The organism is Leptothoe kymatousa TAU-MAC 1615 (assembly GCF_018739865.1).
Lineage (GTDB): Bacteria > Cyanobacteriota > Cyanobacteriia > Phormidesmidales > Phormidesmidaceae > Leptothoe > Leptothoe kymatousa.
Window position 1 is genome coordinate 78,667 of the sequence record NZ_JADOER010000002.1, and the last position, 16,053, is coordinate 94,719.

General features: G+C 51.1%; 16 protein-coding genes. 5 read left to right on the plus strand and 11 right to left on the minus strand.

The genetic code is table 11. The annotated features are described in order from the left end of the window. Positions 1 to 59: 59 nt before the first annotated feature. Together IXB28_RS00785 and IXB28_RS00790 are read right to left on the minus strand one after the other, a co-directional pair. Positions 60 to 1,190, minus strand: a complete 1,131-nt coding sequence (locus IXB28_RS00785; RefSeq protein WP_215616638.1) for an anhydro-N-acetylmuramic acid kinase — start codon at positions 1,188 to 1,190, stop codon at positions 60 to 62. A 117-nt stretch (positions 1,191 to 1,307) separates the two neighbouring features. Then, positions 1,308 to 2,015: a potassium channel family protein gene (locus tag IXB28_RS00790; protein WP_215616639.1), complete on the minus strand. Its 708-nt coding sequence runs from the start codon at positions 2,013 to 2,015 to the stop codon at positions 1,308 to 1,310. 359 nt (positions 2,016 to 2,374) lie between these two features. Here IXB28_RS00790 and IXB28_RS00795 point away from each other — a divergent pair, with 359 nt between their 5' ends. The 3 genes from IXB28_RS00795 to IXB28_RS00805 all read left to right on the plus strand — a co-directional run bounded on the left by IXB28_RS00795 (position 2,375) and on the right by IXB28_RS00805 (position 5,821). Then, complete coding sequence (locus IXB28_RS00795) at positions 2,375 to 3,538, plus strand: GuaB3 family IMP dehydrogenase-related protein (RefSeq protein WP_215616640.1); 1,164 nt, start codon at positions 2,375 to 2,377, stop codon at positions 3,536 to 3,538. Positions 3,539 to 4,053: 515 nt separating this feature from the next. Then, positions 4,054 to 4,377 carry a thioredoxin gene (gene trxA, locus IXB28_RS00800; protein WP_215616641.1) on the plus strand — a complete coding sequence of 108 codons (324 nt, stop codon included), beginning with the start codon at positions 4,054 to 4,056 and terminating at the stop codon, positions 4,375 to 4,377. Positions 4,378 to 4,756: 379 nt separating this feature from the next. Continuing rightward, the gene (locus tag IXB28_RS00805) at positions 4,757 to 5,821 is read left to right on the plus strand and encodes an LOG family protein (RefSeq protein ID WP_215616642.1); all 1,065 of its coding nucleotides are present in this window, start codon (positions 4,757 to 4,759) and stop codon (positions 5,819 to 5,821) included. Between the two features lie 83 nt (positions 5,822 to 5,904). On the opposite strand, the gene IXB28_RS00810 is transcribed toward IXB28_RS00805, so the two are convergent. The 8 genes from IXB28_RS00810 to prfB all read right to left on the minus strand — a co-directional run bounded on the left by IXB28_RS00810 (position 5,905) and on the right by prfB (position 13,520). Continuing rightward, positions 5,905 to 7,398 (minus strand): N-acetylmuramoyl-L-alanine amidase, encoded by a 1,494-nt coding sequence (locus tag IXB28_RS00810; RefSeq protein WP_246559558.1) that lies wholly within the window; start codon positions 7,396 to 7,398, stop codon positions 5,905 to 5,907. A gap of 508 nt (positions 7,399 to 7,906) precedes the next feature. Further along, positions 7,907 to 9,229 (minus strand): aminopeptidase P N-terminal domain-containing protein, encoded by a 1,323-nt coding sequence (locus IXB28_RS00815; protein WP_215616794.1) that lies wholly within the window; start codon positions 9,227 to 9,229, stop codon positions 7,907 to 7,909. Between the two features lie 34 nt (positions 9,230 to 9,263). After that, a complete protein-coding gene (locus IXB28_RS00820; RefSeq protein ID WP_215616643.1) occupies positions 9,264 to 10,025 on the minus strand; it encodes an MBL fold metallo-hydrolase in 762 nt (253 codons plus the stop codon). A 152-nt stretch (positions 10,026 to 10,177) separates the two neighbouring features. Next, positions 10,178 to 10,789 (minus strand): anthranilate synthase component II, encoded by a 612-nt coding sequence (locus IXB28_RS00825; protein WP_215616644.1) that lies wholly within the window; start codon positions 10,787 to 10,789, stop codon positions 10,178 to 10,180. 131 nt (positions 10,790 to 10,920) lie between these two features. Further along, positions 10,921 to 11,364: a diacylglycerol kinase family protein gene (locus IXB28_RS00830; protein WP_215616645.1), complete on the minus strand. Its 444-nt coding sequence runs from the start codon at positions 11,362 to 11,364 to the stop codon at positions 10,921 to 10,923. Between the two features lie 271 nt (positions 11,365 to 11,635). Next, positions 11,636 to 12,130 carry an rRNA maturation RNase YbeY gene (gene ybeY, locus IXB28_RS00835; RefSeq protein WP_215616646.1) on the minus strand — a complete coding sequence of 165 codons (495 nt, stop codon included), beginning with the start codon at positions 12,128 to 12,130 and terminating at the stop codon, positions 11,636 to 11,638. Next, the gene (locus IXB28_RS00840) at positions 12,130 to 12,306 is read right to left on the minus strand and encodes a DUF3285 domain-containing protein (protein WP_215616647.1); all 177 of its coding nucleotides are present in this window, start codon (positions 12,304 to 12,306) and stop codon (positions 12,130 to 12,132) included. Before IXB28_RS00840 ends, ybeY begins: the two co-directional genes overlap by 1 nt. Before the next feature lie 88 nt (positions 12,307 to 12,394). Beyond that, positions 12,395 to 13,520 (minus strand): peptide chain release factor 2 gene (gene prfB / locus IXB28_RS00845; RefSeq protein WP_215616648.1). Its coding sequence is split into 2 segments (ribosomal slippage): positions 12,395 to 13,444 and positions 13,446 to 13,520, totalling 1,125 coding nucleotides; the frame shifts between segments, so codons are not numbered across the junction. A gap of 70 nt (positions 13,521 to 13,590) precedes the next feature. On the opposite strand from prfB, the gene IXB28_RS00850 reads away from it, so the two are divergent. Both IXB28_RS00850 and IXB28_RS00855 read left to right on the plus strand, forming a co-directional pair. Continuing rightward, positions 13,591 to 14,214: a TenA family protein gene (locus tag IXB28_RS00850; protein WP_215616649.1), complete on the plus strand. Its 624-nt coding sequence runs from the start codon at positions 13,591 to 13,593 to the stop codon at positions 14,212 to 14,214. Positions 14,215 to 14,332: 118 nt separating this feature from the next. Then, positions 14,333 to 15,400 carry a nucleoside hydrolase-like domain-containing protein gene (locus IXB28_RS00855; RefSeq protein WP_215616650.1) on the plus strand — a complete coding sequence of 356 codons (1,068 nt, stop codon included), beginning with the start codon at positions 14,333 to 14,335 and terminating at the stop codon, positions 15,398 to 15,400. Between the two features lie 6 nt (positions 15,401 to 15,406). Here the strand turns inward: IXB28_RS00855 and IXB28_RS00860 are convergent, their stop codons facing one another. Beyond that, entirely contained in the window at positions 15,407 to 15,967 is a 561-nt protein-coding gene (locus IXB28_RS00860) for a 2'-5' RNA ligase family protein (protein WP_215616651.1), read from the minus strand. Positions 15,968 to 16,053: the final 86 nt, after the last annotated feature.

Below are 16,053 nucleotides of genomic sequence, written 5' to 3' on the forward strand. Positions count from 1 at the left end.
TGAATAATCTGGGGGATTGCTACTGTAATGTTTTTGCTTGTTGCCCATGGTGTGATGGTTTAGGTGTGGGGCATGTGGGTTTGGCCTAAAATGCAGGGGCGACTGGCGCCGGTGACAGTGGTTAGGTTGCCAGGGTGCTGATGCCATTGCCAGTAGCCGAGAATTGCAAATGCGATCGCTTCTTTAAAGTTGCTATCGAGCCCCGCATCATCGGTGAGCCTTACTTTGCAGCCCGGTAGCTGTGTTTGTAGCTGGGCTTTCAAATGGGCGTTGCGGCTGCCACCGCCGCACAGTAGAACTTCATCTGGTAAACGGGGTAGTTGTTGGTAGCTGTGGACAATTGTCGCCGCTGTAAATGCGGTTAATGTGGCCAAAAAATCTGCCTGACTAAGGTCCAGGGTTTGGGCTTGTTGCCAACAGCGTTGACCATAGTCTGCCCCAAATAACTCACGGCCCGTGGATTTAGGCGGTGGTTGTTGAAAAAATGGCTGCCCTAGCCATTGGTCAATTAGTGGGGCATGGGGAGTGCCTTGGGCGGCCCAGTCTCCATTGTGGTCGTAGGTGAGTGTGCCCTGGCTAAATAGATCTACCGCCCAGTCGATGAGGGCATTGCCTGGGCCGGTGTCCCAACCGACAATATCTGTTGGGGGCTGTCCGGTGCGATCCCAGGGAGGCAGGTAGGTAAGATTGCCAATGCCGCCAATGTTTTGCACACAGCGATGCTGGCGAGGATGGCTGAGGAGGCTGGCATCTACCGGGGGCACGAGGGGGGCTCCTTGGCCACCGGCGGCGATGTCAGCTTGGCGAAAGTCATTGACTGTGGGCGTTTGGGTCAGGTGGGCGATTAAATCGCCCCGTCCGAGTTGCCAGCTATATCCCAGGTGTTTGGCGGTGGGTGGACGGTGGTAAATGGTCTGACCGTGGGAGGCAATTAAATCGGCGGGGCCTAGCTGTTGTGCTGCCTGGGCAAATGCGATCGCAATCTCATCATCCAGCTGAGCTACCTGAGCCATCGTTATCGATTGGCCACTGCAAACTCCCAGAATTTGATGTCGTAATTCCGCCGAGTAATCCACGGTGAGGCTGCCTAAGACTTCAATGGCCACCTCATATCCGGAGCCTGTCACATCTACTAGGGCCGCATCGATCCCATCAACGGATGTACCACTCATCAGGCCAATGACTTTCATGTATGTCTATCCATTTCACCTAGCCTCTGCATCACCTGGCCTCTAAGCTGCTGTTCTTCTAGCAGCACCCTCAAGGGACCGGCCTATTTATGCGCTCGCCCATAGTTTAGGGGCATTCTACGTAGTTGGTAGCTTATCAATACCCTTGTTAGCCCCCACCACCACCATTAGCGACCCTGCCTTTAAGCGGGTCACAGGGCTCGGATTAATTTCAAACTTATCGAGAGCATTCTCTTTACTAACGGCCATTAGCGTTAGACCGTAATGGTTGCGTAAATCCAATTCCACGATAGTTTTACCATCAAACTCTTGGGGGACCACTACCTCCACGATGCTATGGTCTGGATCTAGCTCAAACCGATCTAGCACGCCTGGGCGGGTTAACGAGCGGGCTAACTCACACCCCATCTCAAATTCTGGAAACACCACATGGTCGGCGCCGACCCGCTGAAGCAGTTTGCCATGGATTTCCGTAGACGCCTTCGCGACCACATTGGCCACACCTGCTTCCTTTACATTCAGGGTGGTGATAATACTTTCTTGAATGTAATTGCCGATCGCGACAATCACAGTGTCAAAATCAGGAATACCGGCTTCCTGCAGGGCTGAAGGCTGGGTGGAATCTAGTTGTACCGCATGGGCCGCAATTTGATCGGTCAAGACTTGGGCCACCCGGCTTTCATCCGAATCAATCCCTAAAACTTCGTACCCCATACCGTGCAGGGTAAGGCATACGGCTCGCCCAAATCTACCTAACCCGATGACGGCAAACTGGCGGTTGTTTGCGCGTAGGTTTCTAAAAAATTTGAGGGACGATAAATTCACGGTATTGTCTACAACTCAATAATGAAATTGTCAGTCAGAATGTCGCTGAACTACAAGTCAGAGAGCCCACGGGACAATTATTGTACCTGTTTGCCGAGGGGCTATTCGCAGGGGTGAGGTGGAACATACCCTGGCAGCTATTTTCATTGCGCTGGAGATAAAACAATTATTCATTTTCTTTTCCTTGTAGAATATCCTCTCCAATGGGCATAACTTGCTATGAATAAGCGCTAACGCCACTTGCCCAATTTCTCTAGAAACGTTCTTCGGTAAATTCCTCAGCGACCTAACAACAAACGATTGAGGATCGATTTCTTTCTTTGCTAGGCTTACCTAATGATCTTGGGAAGGAGAAATAAGTGAGCATTCAACTTGGTCGCGGCAAAACAGCAAGGCGTGCCTATGGCATTGATGAAATCGCATTGGTGCCTGGACCGAAAACCCTAGATCCTGTACTCGCTGACACCCGTTGGACCCTGGGTAATGTGGAACGCGAAATTCCTATTATTGCCAGCGCTATGGATGGTGTTGTCGATGTGCGCATGGCGGTAGAGCTCTCTAAGCTAGGGGCCCTTGGCGTGCTTAATTTGGAAGGGATTCAAACTCGGTATGAGGATCCAAATCCTGTTTTAGATCGCATTGCATCGGTGGGTAAATCTGAGTTTGTTCCCTTAATGCAGGAAATATATGCCCAGCCTGTTCAACCAGAATTAATTAAAAAACGAATTTCGGATATTAAGAGCCAAGGCGGTATTGCCGCGGTCAGTCTCACTCCCATGGGCGCTGCAAAATACGGCGAAGTTGTGGCTGCAGCCGAAGCCGATCTTGTGTTTATTCAAGCAACGGTGGTGTCTACTAACCATTTATCGCCCGATACCGTTGTGCCCCTAGATTTGGCAAAATTTTGTGCCGATATGCCCATGCCGGTTATTTTAGGTAACTGCGTCACCTATGAGGTGACCCTGGAACTTATGCGGGCTGGAGCGGCAGGTGTATTGGTTGGCATCGGACCGGGGGCGGCTTGTACATCCCGCGGTGTGCTGGGTGTGGGTGTGCCCCAAGCGACCGCCGTTGCCGATTGTGCTGCGGCCCGGGATGACTATCAGCGGGAGACAGGGAATTATGTGCCAGTAATTGCCGATGGTGGTTTAGTGACCGGGGGGGATATCTGTAAGTCCATTGCCTCGGGGGCCGATGGCGTAATGATTGGTTCGCCATTTGCGCGGGCGGCTGAAGCACCAGGGCGGGGCTTCCATTGGGGCATGGCGACTCCGAGTCCTGTTTTGCCTAGGGGCACGCGTATTCAGGTGGGTACAACAGGCAGTCTGCAGCAAATTTTGAGGGGGCCTGCCCAGTTGGATGATGGCACCCACAATTTGCTAGGGGCGCTCAAAACCAGCATGGGCACTCTAGGCGCTAAAGATTTAAAGGATATGCAACAGGTGGATGTGGTCATTGCACCTTCATTACTTACCGAGGGTAAGGTTTATCAAAAGGCCCAGCAGTTGGGTATGGGTAAGTAGCGGCAGTGTCCCAGACCAATGGGTTTCAACAACAACAAACGCTGTCACTAATTAAGTTCTGTATCCAATGGATGACCCAAATCACCTGACAGCTATGTTCGAAATCACTAAGTTTTGTTTTCTTCTATATGCAAGAAAATAAAACTTAAAGTCCTTACCATACCTGGACTTTAGGGGATGGCAAAAGCTGAGACTTGACATACAATGGAGCTGAAAGCGGAGACGGAAGTTTCCGTTCACTCCTCACACCACACTCCGCCTAAACCGAATTCGGTTTAGGCGGTTCCTGTAGGCATCGTTTTCCTACATGGTTTTGCAATGGTTTTTGACGTGTCACATCGCCCTGTGGCGCTATGCCGGCTCAATACCCTGGGGCAACTGTGTAAGTGTTGGTATTCAAGGCATTGCTTAATACAACGTTATTCTTAAGGTTGATTTTTCCCATCCCAATGATGAGAGGCAGACCAAAATCAGCTATGGTAGGAATCTGATATTTGATGACAAGGAATGTAGGGATGTCAGCAGCCGCACAAGTCACAGATTCGACATTCGAACAAGAAGTACTCAATAGCGAGCTCCCAGTGCTCGTGGACTTTTGGGCCCCCTGGTGTGGGCCTTGCCGAATGGTTGCACCTGTGGTGGACGAGATTTCTGAGCAATATAACGGCAAAGTAAAGGTGGTCAAGGTCAATACTGACGATAATCCTAAGGTGGCTAGTCAGTATGGTATCCGCAGTATTCCCACCCTAATGATCTTTAAAGATGGCCAGCGTGTGGATATGGTAGTGGGCGCTGTTCCTAAAACAACTTTGGCCAATACTTTGGAAAAGTACCTTTAGGTTTTAATGGCCCCTGAATTTTTTCTTGGCTGTGATTGGATGTGGCACGGTTCAAGGGAAGTTCCACCGCTTTAGGTAGTTTTGCTTAAAAGGCTTCGACAATTAATTGTCGAAGCCTTTGCTTTAGTCATCAAGGTTTTGAGGGACGGTGCGCAATAGACAGAGCCCTGGTAAACTGCAAAAACATCTCAACTTTGTAGCTATTTCCAAACTCTCTATTATGTTGTTGCTAGAAAATAAGTAGAGACAATAGGGGCTGGAGTTTTCTCGCGAGAAAAGATGCCTGGGAGCTAATGTTTGCGATATGTTGGCTACGGGCTTGTGGTGTTAGAAGCTTGGTCAATTCAATAGTTCACAATCTAGATTGGTTGGTATTTGTATGGTCACCTCTGCAGAGAAAATGCCCACTCACTTACAAGAGAAGATTTCTGAAGTTGTTACTCAGCTTCCCTCCATGGAACATGGGGCGGTTATTCAACAAATTTTAGAGACGCTTGTGAGAATGATTGGGCGGGAGGCTGATCGCTTAGATTGGAAAATATTGAATAATACCCTCCAGGATATGGAACTGGGGTTCCAGGGATTTTATCCCCATCGCCATACGCGTAAAATTGCGATTTTCGGCTCTGCTCGCACCTCTGGGGATCATCCGGATTATCAGTTGGCAAAGTCGTTTGCCCAGCGAGCGGCCAAGCAAGGTTTTATGGTGATGACGGGAGCCGGTCCTGGGATTATGGAGGCCGGTAACGAGGGGGCGGGCGCTGATCATTCTTTTGGGCTGAATATACAACTACCGTTTGAGCAAGGGTCTAATCCCATTATGGAAAATGATCCTAAATTACTGACATTCAAATATTTTTTCACGCGTAAGCTATTCTTTTTGCGAGAATGCGACGCGTTAACGGTTTTCCCAGGGGGGTTTGGTACCCAGGATGAGGCCTTTGAGTCGCTGACTCTAGTGCAAACGGGCAAGGCTGAGCCGATGCCGATTGTGTTAATCGATCATCCTGGTGGTAACTATTGGCAGGGGTGGGATACCTATGTGCGGGACCATCTATTGGCAAATGGTCTCATTAGTTCGGATGATCCGAGCCTTTATGTGATGACCGATAACATTGATGATGCCTGGGCTGAGATTACTAACTACTATCGTGTGTTTCATTCCATTCGATATGTGGGAGATCGCTTGGTAATACGGTTGAAATCTTGTTTGCGCGCCGGGGCTTTGGATGAACTCAATCAATCTTTTGGCGATATTGTAGAAGCGGGCAAAATGGAAATGACCGAGACGTTGCCGGAAGAGCAGGGGGATGAAACAGCTGGCTTCCCGCGGATTGTTTTTCGGTTTAACCACCGCAACTTTGGGCGATTGCAACAATTTATTCGCCAGATTAATTCCTTAGGTGAGCCCTGTGAAGCGACGGAACACCCGGAACATAAGTAACTTAGTGGATGGGCTCTTGGGGCCGGAGCCCTAAGCCGCTTCTTGTCGATGAATTGTGAATTGAATTGTGAATTAGCGAGGGGTTAACGCTCTCGTTGGATGTGGGTTAGTATTCCCCGTGAGATCGCATTGGCCATATCACTGCGCCATTGGGGATCGCGCAGGTTGTGAATATCTTCCGCGCCTGTGACAAAGCCAACTTCAATTAAGATAGCGGGCATAGATGTGCGACGAAGGACATAAAACCTAGCCTGACGCACTCGACGATCTGGCATACCCATAGTGCCCAGGACAATATTGTGTACGGTGCGGGCAAACCGTGCGCCATTGTCCGAGTAATAGTAGGTTTCCAAACCATTCACGTCTGGGCGACTTAAATTAATAGCATTGGCGTGAATGCTCACAAAGAAATCCGCATCGGCCCGTTCTGCAATTTGTACCCTAGGTGCCAGGTCTAGTTCAATGTCTCTGTTGCGCGTCATGATCACCTCTACACCCTGTTGGCGCAAGATACTCGCAACTTGCTGAGAAATGGGAAAAATGACCTGTTTCTCTTGCAGCCCACCAATCCCAACAGCGCCCGGATCGCGTCCCCCATGGCCAGGATCAATGGCAACGACTATCCGCTGTTGACTCACTCGCGGCAGTTGCCCTGATGACGCATCCTCCCCACGGGGTCGGATGGCTTCTTCTTCTCGGCGAGGAATCGGTCGAGTTGGCCGTCGGGGAGTGGGGTCTGGGGTAACGGCAACGCTATTATTGTTCGGTTTCGTATCAGGAATAGTCCCAATCGAGACACCATCGGGGAGGACAGAAATACCGCGTAAATTGCTGCTAACGTCGGTGACAATCGTGCGCCAATCGGGGCTATCGTCCCCAAGCTGCATGGTAATAAATACCCTGGAGTCCTCTTGATTGATTTCCCAGCGTTCAATGCTGTATCGATTGTTGGGTAAAGACGTCACCGTGAGTCCAGGCGCAATGGAGCTATCCTCTAACTCCAGGGTAATGGTGCGTTCTGGATCACGCCGCCGAGACCGCCGTAACTCCACTTCTGGTGCTTGGCCACTGACACGAATAAAAAAGCCATCGGCGGTTGCTCGAATGCCTTCCACCTGAGTGGAGCTGCGGTTGGTAGAACTGTTGCCAGTGACTTGATTGTTTGTTTCTGGTGCGTCTGGTGTTTCTGGTGTTTCCGGTGTTTCTGCTGAGACAGAACGGCGACCGTCATCGCCGGTGAGCTCAGGTAGCTGAACAAACCAACGACGATCCGTTTCTCCACGCACCTGTACCTGTTGCGGATCCAGGGTGTAGCCTGGCTCTAGCTCAATAACAATGCGAGCGGTTTGGTCATCTAACTGACCAACGCGAATTTCCTTGATACCTGACTGTAGCCGTTGGCGGGTGGTGGAGCTAGTAACCTGGGTGTCTGGCAGGTCAATAACTAAGCGTGTAGGGTCAAAGATGAGCTGCGCTTTGGGTTGTACCTGGGTATCGGTGGTAAACGTGAGCCGGTTTTGTTGTGGGTCAAAGCGCCAGAATTGGAGATTTGCTGCATCCACTGGCAGGGCTACCAAAATTGACCCCAAAATACCCAAGACCCCAGACCTGAGTCCAACATGTCTGGGAGACAACATTGTATGGGGCAGTAGAGGCTTCCAATGCACAGTTTCAGTTCCTTTCAACAGTTGTCCAGCAGGTTAGTTGTATTGACTAATGCTGGGAGCTAATAGGGGGGCAAGATTTAGGGTAACCGCATTTGTGCCATGTTTGGGGGAATGAACATTGAACACTGCGATGGGTGAGTTGTCTGTATTTTGATTCGCCAGATTTATGTTGTTTCAGTCAAGAATGGCTGTCAGATTGCTAAAAAGCATGGATTAGGAGTTGAATCAGCCAATCATGTCTAATTGATAGGTATGTTTCTAGAGTGTGCCCCCAACAAGGGTATTTGTTACAAAGCCATTGATTTTAGAGCGATTTTCTAGGGTGGTTAGCCGTGGGGCATGCCTGAGGAAAGGGGGGCTCTGACTGCCCATGGAGGGGAAGACGTGATGTTGATCTAAGGTCAACGTCGAGGTGTTTTTATTGCTGCCTGCGGTTTTCCATCGCAGATAGCTGTTTGGGGACGGCGGCTGTGAGTACCTCATTGCCCGTGGAGGTAACTAGGACATCATCTTCAATGCGAATACCAATTCCCCGCCATCTTGGTTCCACCTCGGGTTGACCCTCGACCGGTTCATAGTTGGGGGCAATATAAATGCCCGGTTCGACGGTGACAACATTCCCAGCTACAAACGACTGCCAAGTTTTGTCTGGATTTCTGAGCGTACCGCTGTCGTGGACGTCTAAGCCTAGGAAATGACCAGTCCCGTGCATAAAGAAGGCCTTGTGTTTTTTCTCTTCAATGAGAGTGTCAACGTCGCCCTTCAATAGACCTAGCTCTACTAGACCTGCTGTGATAGTGCGGGTTGCGGCATCGTGGAACTCGTTAAAGGGGCGTCCCGGCGCAACCGCGTCAATGGCCTTGAGCTGGGCTTCTAGCACGAGCTCATATAAGGTGCGCTGTTCTGCCGTGAACTGGTCGCCGACGGGAAATGTTCGGGTGATATCGGCGTTGTAATAGTTGTAGGTGCAGCCGGCATCAATCAGGAGCAAATCGTCAGTCTGCATTTGGCGATTATTTTCGATGTAATGCAAAATGCAGGCATTGGCACCAGACGCGACAATGGAGGGGTAGGCCGGTCCCAAAGCACCGTCTAGTCTAAAAATATGCTCCATTTCCGCCTGAATTTGGTATTCATAACGGCCGGGTTCTGTGATGGCCATTGCGTGGTTATGGGCTTTGGCCGAAATGGCAATGGCCCGCCGCATTTGGTCTAGTTCGCTGTTGCTTTTGATCCGGCGAAACTGCTGCATGAGCAGACGGCCATCTTCGATGGCAACGGGGCCACGACCACGTTTGGGATACTTATTTAAAATGCGGCGCCATAGGTTGAGGATGTGTTGGTCTAGGCGACCGTCATCGCCAAATCGATAGTAGAGGCGCTCTGCGTTCTCTACATATTGGGGGAGTTTTTCTGCTAATTCTTCTATGGGATAGGCTTCCTGGGCTCCATATTTTTCCTTGGCCAGGTCTACACCTGTGCGATAGCCCGACCAGGTTTCTTTGTCTTTGTCCTTGGGCCTAACAAATAGAACAAACTGGTGTTCTTCATGGTGGGGGGCTAAAACTGCGATCGCATCCGGCTCATTAAATCCTGTCAGATAGAAAAAATCGCTATTCTGACGAAACGGATGTTCCACATCATTGTGCATAACGGCGGTAGGCGCACTACCAAAAATGGCCGTTCCCTGGCCAATGGCGTCCATCACGGCCTGCCGTCGCTGTTGATATTCTGGATTCATGGGCATTTGGGGTGGGTAGTTGCAGGGGCTCAAGTTAGGACAAAACCTTAATGCGCATGCCGCTGGCGGGTAAGCTGCTCCCCTGGAGAGTTAGGGTGTTACCTACGCGATCCACTGGGGTGCCCGCCATCACATTTAGGAAGGCCTCAACCGCTTCCAATTCGCAGCTGCTGCTGGCGGCGCTGGTGCGAAACTGGGTGGGAATAACGAGTTTGGGTTGTAAACTCTCGATGGTGGCCGCGGCTTCTGCCGGGGTATAGGCCTTGGGGCCACCGCCCACGGGCACTAGGAGTACATCCGGGCGACCAATCAAAATTTTATCTTCTAGCTCAATGGGCGCTGCGGCACCCCCTAGATGGACGACATTGATGCCTGCCTGGGCCCAGAGCCAAGCCGTGTTAATGCCAAAGCGTCTACCCCCTTCTCGATCGTGGGGCATGCCGACACCTTGAATATTCAGGCCGTTGACTTCATAGGCACCTGGTTCATCTAACAAGTTAGCGACGGACGCCCCTTCAGGAATAAATCCTTCATCTAGTAAGCGACTGCTCACTAGAACTAAATCTGCGCTACCCAGGGAGGGTCTGGCATAGTTCTCAGTGCATCCTCGCGCATCAAACGGATTGGTGATGATGGTTGTCCCACTGCCACTGAACTGGAAACACATATGGCCTAGGGACGTAATCCGTAGCGCACCAGTTTGGGCTTGATAGGTTTGCCAATTAGAGGCAATTCCCAGACCCAGAGTACCGACGAATGCTGCACTCGCATTCCGAAGCAATTGCCGCCGTTTCATACCGTCCTCACATCCCATTAAGATTAACTATCCATGACTTGTTATAGTGCCATAGCCTCGGAACACTCGTGTACCGAGATAGACAGTTTTCTTGGTTTGGTTCTGAAGTGAATACAAGCAGAACGGTCACCGCCGGTTCATTGCGTGCGCGCCTAAGCCGCTGCGATCGCTTTGGTGGGGATGGCGCTCAAAAAATTGTGTAGTAGCTGTTTGCCCGAATCGGTAAGGACACTTTCGGGGTGGAACTGCACCCCTTGGATATGGGGATACTGACGATGCCGCAGACCCATAATTGTGCCGTCGTCAATCCAGGCTGTAATTTCGAGGCATTCGGGGCAGCTGGCTCGCTCCACAATTAAGCTGTGGTATCGAGTGGCGGTGAATGGATTCGATAATCCCGCAAATACGCCTTGGTTGTTGTGGGTCACAGGGGATGTTTTCCCATGCATAAGCTCAGCGGCGGCTGTGACAGTGCCGCCAAATATTTGGCCAATGCTTTGGTGCCCTAAACACACCCCCAGGATGGGAATCGTAGGTCCCAGTTCTTGAATGACGGCTAATGAAATCCCAGCATCATCCGGTGTGCCAGGACCGGGTGAGATTAAAATCCCATCGGGTTCGAGACGGCGGATGGCTTCGATGGATATTTGATCGTTGCGAAATACTTGAATATCCGATGCGACCGTTAGGGTTTGGCCTAACTCACCTAGGTATTGCACCAGGTTGTAGGTAAAACTGTCGTAGTTATCAATGACTAAAATCATGCCGCTGCTGATTCAGGGTATGACCTGATCTTAAACCCTACCAGCGCTCACGTTTAGCGCTCATCGTTAATTAGGGTAGCCATTGGCTTTTTATTAATCCAGCCAGTGCCTAGCAACGCGTTTTGATATTGCTATGCGATGCCTGGGTGTAATAACTCGAGGCATGGGGGTAAATAGACAAAAACGGCAACTAGTAGCGCCGCGATCGCAGATATGAGTACAGCCCCAGCCGCACAATCCTTCGCGATCTTGGCCAGTTCGTGATACGTTTGCCCGACGGTAAGATCTACCACAGACTCAAGGGCGGTGTTCATCAGCTCCATCACCAACACCGCGCTGATGGTAACAGTCACAACGGCGGCTTCCAGTGCCTGAATATGGAGCACTACGCCCAAAGATAGGGCTACCAAGCCAATCACCAAATGAATCCGAAAGTTTCGTTGGGTTTTAGTGGCATAAAGAATGCCTGCCCAGGCGTAGCGGAAACTTGTAAATAGGTTAGGTGCAACCTGCCAGGCAGTTTTGCTTTCCTTTTTACTCTTAGGTGTGGATTGAAGGTTAGACGAAATAGACATGTACGAACCTAATGGTGATGTTGGTCAGTTAGTACAAGAGCGTAAAACTGATGACTTGAGTTGGCTTCTGTTTTACCAGGTAGCTGGATTGAATGTATTTAGCCATGGACAAGCCCCATAATTCTTCGGGCCTAAATTAATCGAAGCCTGAAACCATTGAATAGGTTCCCGAAATAATTACCTTTCTGCAGTCTATGTTAACCTTCATCAAAATCTATGATCGTATATTACCTATTCTGATCTGAGAATTAACAGGTGACCTACGAAAAAGCTAGGCTATTAGGCCTAAAAGATCGGTCTGCTTATCTAGCATGTTTTTGAGGCTGGCATCGTCTGGATGATCCCAGCCAAGCAAATGAAGTAGACCGTGGGCCGCTAGCCAAGTCAGTTCTTGAGTTAACGAATAGGCTGCATCATGGCGTTGTCGCTGGGCTGTTTCCACAGAGATAATTAGGTCTCCGAGGGGCATGGGGACTGTTTGGTAGATCACTTGAGCCCCGGGCATATGGGTTTCCTGGGCAGCGAAGGCTAGGACGTCAGTGGCCTTGTCCTGGTGACGATAGGTGGAGTTTAGCTGCTGGATGGTGGCGTCGTTAGTCAGTAAGAGACTAACTTCGTACTGGTTAATGGGGGACGCGGTGGGCTTCAGCTCGCGTAGCCATCGGCTAAACCAGGTTTCCCAACTTGCAGACGTAGGTAAATCAATCGTCTCTATGGCCGAGGTTTCAACCCATAAATTCACGTCAGGATGAGCGTTTGATGCCATCACCGGGTGAGATAGGCTAAACCCACTAATACTCCCAATAAACCAATGGTGGTCAGGAAAAAATGGAATAGAGATTTGCTGCCTTTCTTAACCATGTTGCGCATGGCTAATTTGACATAGCTAGGTGGAGCTTCAGAGGTGGCCCCATCTTGAATCGGGGATTGTGGTTCAGACATGGCTATATGGATATTTCTCTAGTTTAAAAACATTCCCCTAGGGAGTATTCCGCAATATTAAGTAATGTATCAGGTCGTTGGGGGCTGGCTACACCGTCGTTTCTTGGGTAATTTGATTTTCTTTCTGGAGCAGCGCTTCGATAAACGGGTCGAGGTCGCCGTTCATGACGTCGTCAACGGCGGTGGTTTCCACATTGGTGCGCAGGTCCTTCACCATCTGGTAAGGGTGGAAGACGTAGTTACGAATTTGGTTGCCCCAGGCGGCCTCCACCATGTCGCCGCGAATGTCGGCCACGGCCTGGGCCTGTTGTTCCTGGGCAATGACTAATAGCTTGGCCTTGAGCAGGGCCATGGCTTTTTCTCGGTTTTGTAGCTGCGATCGCTCCTGGGTACAGCGCACCGATAGCCCCGTGGGCAAGTGGGTAATGCGCACCGCCGTTTCCACCTTGTTCACATTTTGCCCACCGGCCCCGCCAGAACGCGAAGTCTTAATTTCCAGTTCCTTATCCGGGATATCCAGTTCAATGGTGTCATCTAGCACCGGCATCACCTCCACCCCCGCAAAGCTCGTTTGCCGTTTGCCGTTGGCATTAAAGGGCGAAATACGCACCAGGCGGTGGGTGCCTTTCTCGGCCTTTAAATAGCCATAGGCATAGCGCCCGTCGATTTCCAGGGTGGCCGATTTCAGCCCGGCTTCATCCCCCTTAGATTCCTCCACCAGCTTCAGACCGTAGCCATGTTGCTCACACCAGCGGGTGTACATGCGCAACAGCATTTCCGCCCAGTCCTGGGCGTCGGTGCCCCCAGCCCCGGCATTAATGGTGACCACGGCGCTGTTTTTGTCGTAGGGACCCGAAAGCAGCTGTTGTAATTCCCACTGGTCTAGGGATTTAGCTAGATTTTGGGCCGTTTCCTGGGCTTCGCTCAGCAGGGCCGGATCCGATTCCATTTCCAGCAGTTCTGCAATGGTTTGAATATCCCCTAGCTGGGTGGTCCAGGTGTTGAGCTGCTCCAGGTAGGACTTATATTCGTTTAGGGTTTGTAGCGTTTTTTGCGCCTGTTCCTGGTTGTCCCAAAAGTCAGGTTGGGCCGCCACCTGCTCTAGATCGTCGATTTTGGCTTGAATAGCAGGTAAGTCAAAGATACTCCTGGGCTTTGCCCAGGCGATTAGTGAGCAAATCGCTTTCGCGTTTAAGATCGGACAGGTCTAACATTGAGCGCCGGTGGGATTAATGCCTATTAATTCTATAATGTCACCCGCAATCCGATTTTGACCGGTACCCCATGGCCCTTTCTTCTAAGCTTTGGCAGCAACATCTAGACTTGGCCCATGAGAGCCTGGCCCATCCCTTTGTCCAAGGCATTGGCGATGGCACCCTACCCAAGGCCACCTTTGCCTACTACGTGGGCCAGGATGCCTTTTTCCTAGAAGCCTTTGCGCGGGCCTACAGCATTGCGGCGGCTAAGGCCCCCACCTGGCAAAGTTTTAACGTGTTCCACGACCTAGCTGCCGGAGTGCTGGCGGAACTCAACCTGCACCAGGGCTATGCCCAAACCTGGCAGGTGGATTTATCCCAGGTCACCCCCGGCACCGCCACCCGGCAGTATACGGATTTTTTGCTGGCCACCGCCTGGAGCCAGCCCATTGGTGTCACCGCCGTGGCCATGTCCCCCTGCATGCGGCTATATGCCTATCTGGGGCAGCAGCTGGCCCAGATAGGCATTCCGGAGCACGGCTACAAGGATTGGATTGCCACCTACAGCAGCGATGAATTTGAACCCCTGGCCGCCCAGTTGGAGGCGATTGTGGATGACTATGCTGAGGATAGCGAGCTAACTCGGTCCACCTATCGGTATGCCATGGTGTGTGAACGGGACTTTTTCCAGGCGGCGTGGCAGCATCAGTGAAGATAGGTAAGGGGTGCGCGTAGTTTGCACTGCGCTTCAATTATTCGTTTCCACAATTTAGGAGAGTCACCCCATGGATCGGCGAGCGTTTTTAAGGACCTCGCTCATAGGTCTGGCTATGGGCTCGTGTAATAAAAGTAACCTGAGATCTGTTGCCCAAACGGATGCCCAAACGACAGATCCGGGACCCTCGATCCTCAGCGATAAACCACGGATTATTGTCATTTCCGATATTCAGGTAGGCAAGGGGGATCCGGATGACCGACAGTCCATGGCCCACCTGATGATGTATGCCAATGAGGTGGATATCCGTGGCATTTGGCCCGATAACTTGGATATTGGCCTAGAGGGTACCGAGATCGTATTGGACCATTACGACGAGGATTACAACAATCCGGCCTACCAGTTTCAGTCCTTGAACTATCCGTCCCCGGAATACATCCGTTCCAAGGTGTTTTCGGACCATGACCAAGCCATTGCGGCCGTTCGGTCAGAAGCCCAGGCGGATGATCCTCGCCCCTTATATATGTTGGTTTGGGGCGGCACCCATCGGGTGGTTCAGAGTTTGGAAAAACTTACCCCTGAGGAACAAGGCAAGATCCGGCTAATTTCCATTGGCACCTATCTGCGGGATAACGCCTTCGCCGATGGCGACGGTCAAAAATATAACTGGAATGCCTGGGGGGAATCTCGCATGGATATTTGGAATCGGTTTCCAGAGGTGTGGTGGCTGGAAATGGACTGGTCCTGGAATGGCATGGCGTTTAATCAAGATTTAAGCATTGCCAATGCAGCTAAGGAGCTGAATCAGCTGCTGGCTGAAAATGCGGGTGCCCTGGGGGGCCATATTCAGGAGGTATTTCCTAAGTATTTTCGATCCCTAGATACCAATTCGTTGCTGTACTTGCTGGATCCCGCTAACGATTTGGATGATCCCACCGGTGGTTCCTGGGCGGGGCAGTACCATCGTCCCTTTGCGGACAGGCCGAACTACTACACGGGCATCGATGGCGGCTATGACTGGGCCTATGACAATCCGGCCAGTACCTGGCAAAATGCTCGGGATGTTTTCGTGGCCCGGATGCAAACCTGCATCGATCAACGCAGCGCATGGCATCAATCCTTTCAGCAAAAGGTGGTGCAGCTGTATGGCCATGACGCCGTGGAGTCGGCTCCGGAGACATAGTTCTGGTTAGGGAGTGGGGGCAGGTTGACCTAACGGATACTCCTGGTGAATTTGCCACCGCTGACCATCGTGGCGCAATAGGGTGACCTGCTGGGCGGTGAAGTCAACCGCTAGAGGTTTGTGCTGAAATTCTGGCCAGGCTTGGTGAAAGGCGGCTGGGGTGAGATCGCGAAACGCCACGGTCATGTGGGGACAAAAGCTGCGGTAATGGCGTTCGGTAATGCCGTGCTGGTGGGTCATTAATTGGGCTAGGTCGCTTTGTAGACTCATTAACCCTGGACTTTGTACCACATCCACATAGATCACCTTGGGGGGGAAGGCGGCGAAATTGCGGAGGGCGATCGCAATTTTTTCTCTCTCCATAACAAAAATTCTTAATCCATCCGTGAGTACGGTCAGCTGACGTGGGCTAGACAACTCAAACGGTGCCTGCAGAGTGATATGCGGTGGCGAATTAAACGCCTTACGCGAGCCATAGTGCTCCGCAAAATACTCCTTAATTTGATGGATGGATGTCTGAACTTCCGGAGGAGGTAAAAGAGCGATGAAGAATTTCTGCGGATACATGAGCTAACGATGAAGCATTGCTAGACCCCCGCAATCTAGCAGCTATTTTCCCCGCTCGTGGTTTGTCTTTCCCTGTAGCACGTCTG

Excerpts from the sequence above, each read along its gene's own strand:
- IXB28_RS00855 (WP_215616650.1), top strand. The coding sequence starts at position 14,333 with ATGGGCTCGTGTAATAAAAGTAACCTGAGATCTGTTGCCCAAACGGAT.
- IXB28_RS00815 (WP_215616794.1), bottom strand. The coding sequence starts at position 9,229 with ATGAATCCAGAATATCAACAGCGACGGCAGGCCGTGATGGACGCCATT.
- IXB28_RS00805 (WP_215616642.1), top strand. The coding sequence starts at position 4,757 with ATGGTCACCTCTGCAGAGAAAATGCCCACTCACTTACAAGAGAAGATT.
- IXB28_RS00825 (WP_215616644.1), bottom strand. The coding sequence starts at position 10,789 with ATGATTTTAGTCATTGATAACTACGACAGTTTTACCTACAACCTGGTG.
- IXB28_RS00840 (WP_215616647.1), bottom strand. The coding sequence starts at position 12,306 with ATGTCTGAACCACAATCCCCGATTCAAGATGGGGCCACCTCTGAAGCT.
- ybeY (WP_215616646.1), bottom strand. The coding sequence starts at position 12,130 with ATGGCATCAAACGCTCATCCTGACGTGAATTTATGGGTTGAAACCTCG.
- IXB28_RS00785 (WP_215616638.1), bottom strand. The coding sequence starts at position 1,190 with ATGAAAGTCATTGGCCTGATGAGTGGTACATCCGTTGATGGGATCGAT.
- IXB28_RS00830 (WP_215616645.1), bottom strand. The coding sequence starts at position 11,364 with ATGTCTATTTCGTCTAACCTTCAATCCACACCTAAGAGTAAAAAGGAA.
- IXB28_RS00820 (WP_215616643.1), bottom strand. The coding sequence starts at position 10,025 with ATGAAACGGCGGCAATTGCTTCGGAATGCGAGTGCAGCATTCGTCGGT.
- IXB28_RS00860 (WP_215616651.1), bottom strand. The coding sequence starts at position 15,967 with ATGTATCCGCAGAAATTCTTCATCGCTCTTTTACCTCCTCCGGAAGTT.
- trxA (WP_215616641.1), top strand. The coding sequence starts at position 4,054 with ATGTCAGCAGCCGCACAAGTCACAGATTCGACATTCGAACAAGAAGTA.
- IXB28_RS00850 (WP_215616649.1), top strand. The coding sequence starts at position 13,591 with ATGGCCCTTTCTTCTAAGCTTTGGCAGCAACATCTAGACTTGGCCCAT.